This is a genomic window from Paenibacillus sp. P4_E11, assembly GCF_056401635.1.
The window spans coordinates 1-5148 of sequence record NZ_JBFUIX010000199.1 but is presented as its reverse complement, the minus strand read 5'-3'; the positions used below and the strand labels follow the sequence as shown (position 1 = coordinate 5148).

The following is a 5148-nucleotide window of genomic DNA, read 5'->3' as shown; positions in this document are numbered from 1 at the left end:
GGTTACGGTTCCTGACAAACCAGGGTTAGGTGTGGAGATTGTCCCCTACCTTACCCGCAAATTTCCTTGATTCGCATGGAAGGGTTCTTGCTCAAATCCAGGAATTCCTTCCCGACCGAGACCAAGGGACTAGTCGGGTAATTCGGATTCGTCAGTATGATCGTGCCTCGACGACCGTCTTCCAGAATGACATCGCTTCCAATTTGAGCGGACATGAGCCGGTTCAAGAAGATTAAGCCGAGATTGGAATCGAGACGATTGTGTGTAATTTCCTCATACAACTTGTTCATGACTTGGTAGAACGGCAAGGCCGGTCGATGAGGTCGATCTGATGTCATAGCGAGGTACATGTCGGCCAGTGCTACGATCTTGCTCAACGGATCAAGTTCAGGCCCTTTCAATCGAGAGGGGTATCCGCTTCCATCATTCTTCTCGTGGTGCTGTAGGGCGACTAACGCGACCCGGCGATCCAGACCCGATTCTAGCAACAGCTCATATCCGATCACGGTATGCTGCTTCATTAACTCGTATTCATGCGGCATTAGGCCGGACGTCTTCTTCACCAAATCACTAGGAAGCTTGACGGTGCCGATATCGCAAAGACTGGCAGCAGTAGCCAGCAAGTCCAACTCCTGCGCATCCAGATGCAGCCATCGTCCGATCGTAGTGGCAATAATGGCAACCCCGATGCTGTGGTTGTAGCGGAAGTCGCCTTCTTCTCTCAAGTCGGCGAAGAGCTTATATATGTTACGCTGTTGGGTCGCCGCCATAATAACGGGCAGTATGTATTCTTCAACGTCATCTGCTGGTACTTTGCCGGTCTTATGGATGAAATCTTCAATCTCCTTCAGTCTCGATTCCGTGCGCTTGACCCAGGCGCTCTCGGAAGAAGATCGAGGAGCCTCAGGTGCGACAATGACAACCTCGGGTGCAGCAGGTATAGCTTCTGCGATATCGTCTTGTTGCTGGACCTCCACATGAATGTCGAATATATTGATGTTGAATTGTTGGAGTTTGTTCGTATGAGCGGACGTTAAGACTGTATTCATAGGGATCAGCATAACCCCTCTGGAATCCAAAATATCATGAAGCAGCCGCATGTCCACCAATTGTTTATATTCCGTGCAAATCATCTCGAACTTCCTCCTCGGGAACTCAGCCACCATAGGCATATATAGCCATTAGGCCTGTAGTTTTGCGTCCTTACCTTTCGATAAGTATGCCTTTTTCAAGTACACGACAAATTATATGCTATTTCGACGATATTTTCTAGGACTTTCGGCCTCACTTCCATTTCACCCTCGTATTATTGCGATAATCGGATGGGCTGCAGCCATAATGGGCGGAGAATGTTCGGGAAAAGTAGTACGGAGACTCGAACCCGACGTCCGAACTAATCTCGTGAATATGCCGTCCCGTATACTCCAGCAGCTTGGCGGCCTTGTGTAGACGCATCTTAAGAAGCACGGCAATAATGCTATCCCCAACCTGATCCTTGAACAGATGGCACATGCGTGACACGGATAGGTTGAACATGTTGGCGAGATCGGATAACTGATGTGATTGGTGCAGATTGTCACTCAAGTATTGAAGGATACGCGCAACTCTTTCGTCAGAAGGAGGTTCGTTCATCTTGAGATGCTCGGCATGGATGAGGATAAGAATTTCGGCTAGGGCGAACAAGGCTAATTGTCGATACGATATTCCGCCTCGCGAGCTGTCCTGAATCAATCGTAGGAACGCTTCCTGTATTCGAACTCGCGTCTGTGAATCTTGGATGGTTAAATAGATGAGATGTTCGGTTGTACGAGGGAGCCTCAACCATTCCAGCCACTCCGGCATGGGGACGAAATGCACCCATAGCAGTTCCCATTGCTGGTTAGGAGAAGTCGCGTAGTGATGCGGGACACCGGGTGCGAGAATAGTTACATCGCCGGCGCAGCAAGTTTGGACATCATGGGTCACTCGGAACTGGCCTTCGCCGGACACGGTATAGATCAAGAGCCAATCTTTCGTTCCTGTGGAGCGATGTCCATTGAACCCATACTCTCTATGAAAATAATCAGCAACGAGGACGCCATATGGGGGTGAATCTGTTTCTTCTTCGAACGTGTCCAGATAATTATTCATTCCGTTCACCCTCCTACCTATAATGTAGCTTCCTCTCTCGAAGCCAGTCAATAGATGAAATAAATATTCAGCAAGATTGTGCATGGAATTAGCGATCTAATTCATTTCTAAGGTCTTGGCTCTTTTATACAATAAGGTTGAAATGAGTAATAGGACGAAGAGGTGAGGGAGATGGCGGTTAGTGTCAACGCTGAACGGTTTGCGGAAGGGAAGAAGCAATTTGACGAAGAAGGCTATTGGATAGCTCGACAACTGTATACACCGGAACAAATAGAGACGATTCTACAGATTATGACGGAGTTGGACGAACGGAAGCCGATCGAAGGCTGTCATGAATCGATATCCGAATATGTACCCAACGATGATCCGCTGCGGCTGTATCCCAGAATGCTGTACCCCCATCGGGTGAACGAAGCGTTGCTTCATATGCTGCTGCACAATGAGTTGATGAATCGAATGGAAGCACTTTTCGCTGAAGAAGCATTGCTTGCCCAGAGTATGCTGTACTTCAAGCCGCCGGGAGCGAGAGGGCAGGCGCTGCATCAGGATAACTACTATTTGAAGGTCGCTCCAGGTACGTGTATCGCGGCATGGATTGCGCTCGATGCGGCGGACGAGGACAATGGAGGATTGGTTGTCGTCCCGAAGACGAACAGCCTGGCTATCGAATGCCCGCACGAAGCGGATCGGACGCAGTCTTTTTTCCGCGATGAGGTGAATGTCCCTCCCGGGGCTGTCATTACGCCGATTCAACTGCAGGCTGGAGATGTGTTGTTCTTCAATGGAAGCACGATCCATGGCTCTTACCCTAACCAGTCTCGTGATCGGTTCCGGCGTTCCTTCATCGCCCATTACGTTGGCGGCTCGACGCTTGAGCTCGGAGGACACATCTGCGAGGATCTGTATGACTGTCGCGGTGAGCGAGCGACTAGAAGCCGTAGCACTGATGGGGGGCCTTGCGGAACGCCGTTCGCTGGAGGCGCCCATTAATTGCTCGAATGACGACGAATAAACCTCTATAACCACAATGTATGACTGTGGGAATGGAGGTTTTTTTGTTGGTTCGATAATGACGCTGAAAAAGTGCTAGCAAAAGGGGGAACCATCCTGGCAACGACGTCACTTGCGACAGCAGTGGCGGCGTGCAGCGATTCGCCGAGTTCGGATCCGAAGCTAACTCCGGCAGGACCCAAGCGGTGACAGCGGAGGGCCGGGGCTTGGCATATTGATACCAATTCCATTACCACAGAGGAAACGGAATATAAATATAACGATCGACTCTAGGTCACAGTATCCTATATCCGCATATAAAGCGCTCGATTATTCAAGCATCGCGATCCTAGTCTTCGGACTAGGGTCTTTTTTCGGTCTACAATCCGTATGATAACATACAACTCAATACTATTTATCGACATTGCGATATTATAAGTATACAAACATAATAAATTGTATACAAATATTACACGGATGTGATATTGTAAAGTGGACTTCAGTTTATTAGGGGCTTTCAGCGAACCTTAATTCAAACATTTCGCTAGGGAGTGTGCAGCATTGGAATTTATAAACAAAGTAGCGTTAGTAACGGGCTCGGGAAACGGAATTGGACGCTCAATCGCGATGTCGTTCGCCCGGGAAGGGGCAACGGTTGTCGTAGCGGATCTGGATGGAGCAGCTGCTGACCGTACAAAAGAGGAGATTATTCACCTGGGCGGTAAAGCGATTTCTTTCCAAACGGACGTTTCTGTAAAAGTAGAAGTAGAACAGTTGTTTTCACAGGCCACGGAAGCGTACGGCACTCTGGACATTCTCGTCAATAATGTGGGCTCCACCATTCGTAAACCGATTGTTACTTTCACAGAAGAAGAATGGGATTTTGTTATGGACACGAATATTAAATCCATGTTCCTCTGCTCGAAAGAAGCGGGAAAGAATATGCTTAAGAGGAAAACAGGAGTTGTTGTGAATATCTCCTCTATTCATGGATTAGGAGGAATTTCTAATCGGCTGCCGTATGCTACTTCTAAAACAGCAGTTGACAGCTTTACAAAAACATTGGCCTGTGAATGGGCATACGACGGCGTCCGAGTCAATGCTATCGCGCCGGGGTACATTCTAACGGAGGGCATGAGAACTTTATTCGACACAGGTGTGTTGAATGAGGATGACATGGTTCGCAGAACACCCCAAGGTCATATCGGGACCCCGCAGAATATTGCCGATGCCGCGCTATTCCTGTCTTCCGACAAGGCTTGCTTCATAACCGGCGCAGTGCTGTATGTCGATGGCGGGTATGCGGCCTATCACGGGCCAGAGGCGATTCCATCTATTCGCCACAATTTCGCATGATTCATTAAGGAAACTCTGAGGAGGTGGCGGAGAGTGAGAAAGGTCGCTATATTTGGTGCCGATATATTCGAAGACCAACGGGAATTAACGCTTTTTCGCACGACAGACATTGAAGCCACTTATTACTCATGCAAGGATCCTCCGGAACTGGCGACTGAGTTAACGGACATCGATGGCTTAATCGTCAATTTAGAGAAGGTAACGCGGGAATTTTTATCCCATTTGGGTCAATTGAAGGTCATTGGAAGATACGGTGTAGGTGTCGATAATATCGATTTACAAGCGGCAACGGAAAAAAAGGTAGCTGTCATCAATGTCCCGGATTATTGCATCGATGAGGTAGCCGAGCATGCGGTCAGCTTTATTTTCGCTGTAAACAGGAAGATTTTCACTTCTTCGGCTTTGGCTCGAAACGGTCTGTGGGGGAAAGTGAAGGATTTAAAACCGATCTATCCGATCAAAGATATTACACTTGGGGTTGTGGGTACGGGAAGGAGAGCAAACCCGCCATTTATTGCGTGCAGACACTTTTGGACAAATGAAACGGAAGCCTGCCATTATCAACGTATCGCGCGGCGCGATTATTTGCGAATCGGAGCCTCCATCACGGGATCATCCACTGCTCCATCATTCTAAAGCGATTGTGACCAATCACATCGCCTGGTGCTCGGC

At 48.6% G+C, this 5148-nt stretch carries 5 protein-coding genes, 1 pseudogene and 1 riboswitch; of the genes and pseudogenes, 4 read left to right on the top strand and 2 right to left on the bottom strand.

Features of this window, described 5'->3' with window-relative positions; translation table 11 throughout:
- Positions 1-50 precede the first annotated feature (50 nt).
- Positions 51-1133 (bottom strand): HD-GYP domain-containing protein, encoded by a 1083-nt coding sequence (locus AC1DWB_RS31090; RefSeq protein ID WP_477544967.1) that lies wholly within the window; start codon positions 1131-1133, stop codon positions 51-53.
- Between the two features lie 13 nt (positions 1134-1146).
- Positions 1147-1234: riboswitch (cyclic di-GMP riboswitch) on the bottom strand.
- A 50-nt stretch (positions 1235-1284) separates the two neighbouring features.
- Positions 1285-2130 (bottom strand): helix-turn-helix domain-containing protein, encoded by an 846-nt coding sequence (locus AC1DWB_RS31085; protein WP_477544966.1) that lies wholly within the window; start codon positions 2128-2130, stop codon positions 1285-1287.
- Positions 2131-2301: 171 nt separating this feature from the next.
- On the opposite strand from AC1DWB_RS31085, the gene AC1DWB_RS31080 reads away from it, so the two are divergent.
- The 4 genes and pseudogenes from AC1DWB_RS31080 to AC1DWB_RS31065 all read left to right on the top strand — a co-directional run.
- Positions 2302-3120, top strand: coding sequence for a phytanoyl-CoA dioxygenase family protein (locus tag AC1DWB_RS31080; protein ID WP_477544965.1), 819 nt, complete (start codon positions 2302-2304; stop codon positions 3118-3120).
- Between the two features lie 561 nt (positions 3121-3681).
- The gene (locus AC1DWB_RS31075; protein ID WP_477544964.1) at positions 3682-4476 is read left to right on the top strand and encodes an SDR family NAD(P)-dependent oxidoreductase; all 795 of its coding nucleotides are present in this window, start codon (positions 3682-3684) and stop codon (positions 4474-4476) included.
- A gap of 33 nt (positions 4477-4509) precedes the next feature.
- Positions 4510-4995 (top strand): annotated as a pseudogene (locus AC1DWB_RS31070) (Rossmann-fold NAD(P)-binding domain-containing protein); the annotation flags it as partial.
- On the top strand, positions 4949-5148 hold a 200-nt coding region (locus AC1DWB_RS31065; protein ID WP_477544963.1), incomplete at its 3' end, for an NAD(P)-dependent oxidoreductase. The pseudogene AC1DWB_RS31070 and the gene AC1DWB_RS31065, both read left to right, overlap by 47 nt.

What these genes read in the sequence shown, in the direction of transcription:
- AC1DWB_RS31080 (WP_477544965.1), top strand. Translation starts at nt 2,302, where the DNA reads ATGGCGGTTAGTGTCAACGCTGAACGGTTTGCGGAAGGGAAGAAGCAA.
- AC1DWB_RS31085 (WP_477544966.1), bottom strand. Translation starts at nt 2,130, where the DNA reads ATGAATAATTATCTGGACACGTTCGAAGAAGAAACAGATTCACCCCCA.
- AC1DWB_RS31090 (WP_477544967.1), bottom strand. Translation starts at nt 1,133, where the DNA reads ATGATTTGCACGGAATATAAACAATTGGTGGACATGCGGCTGCTTCAT.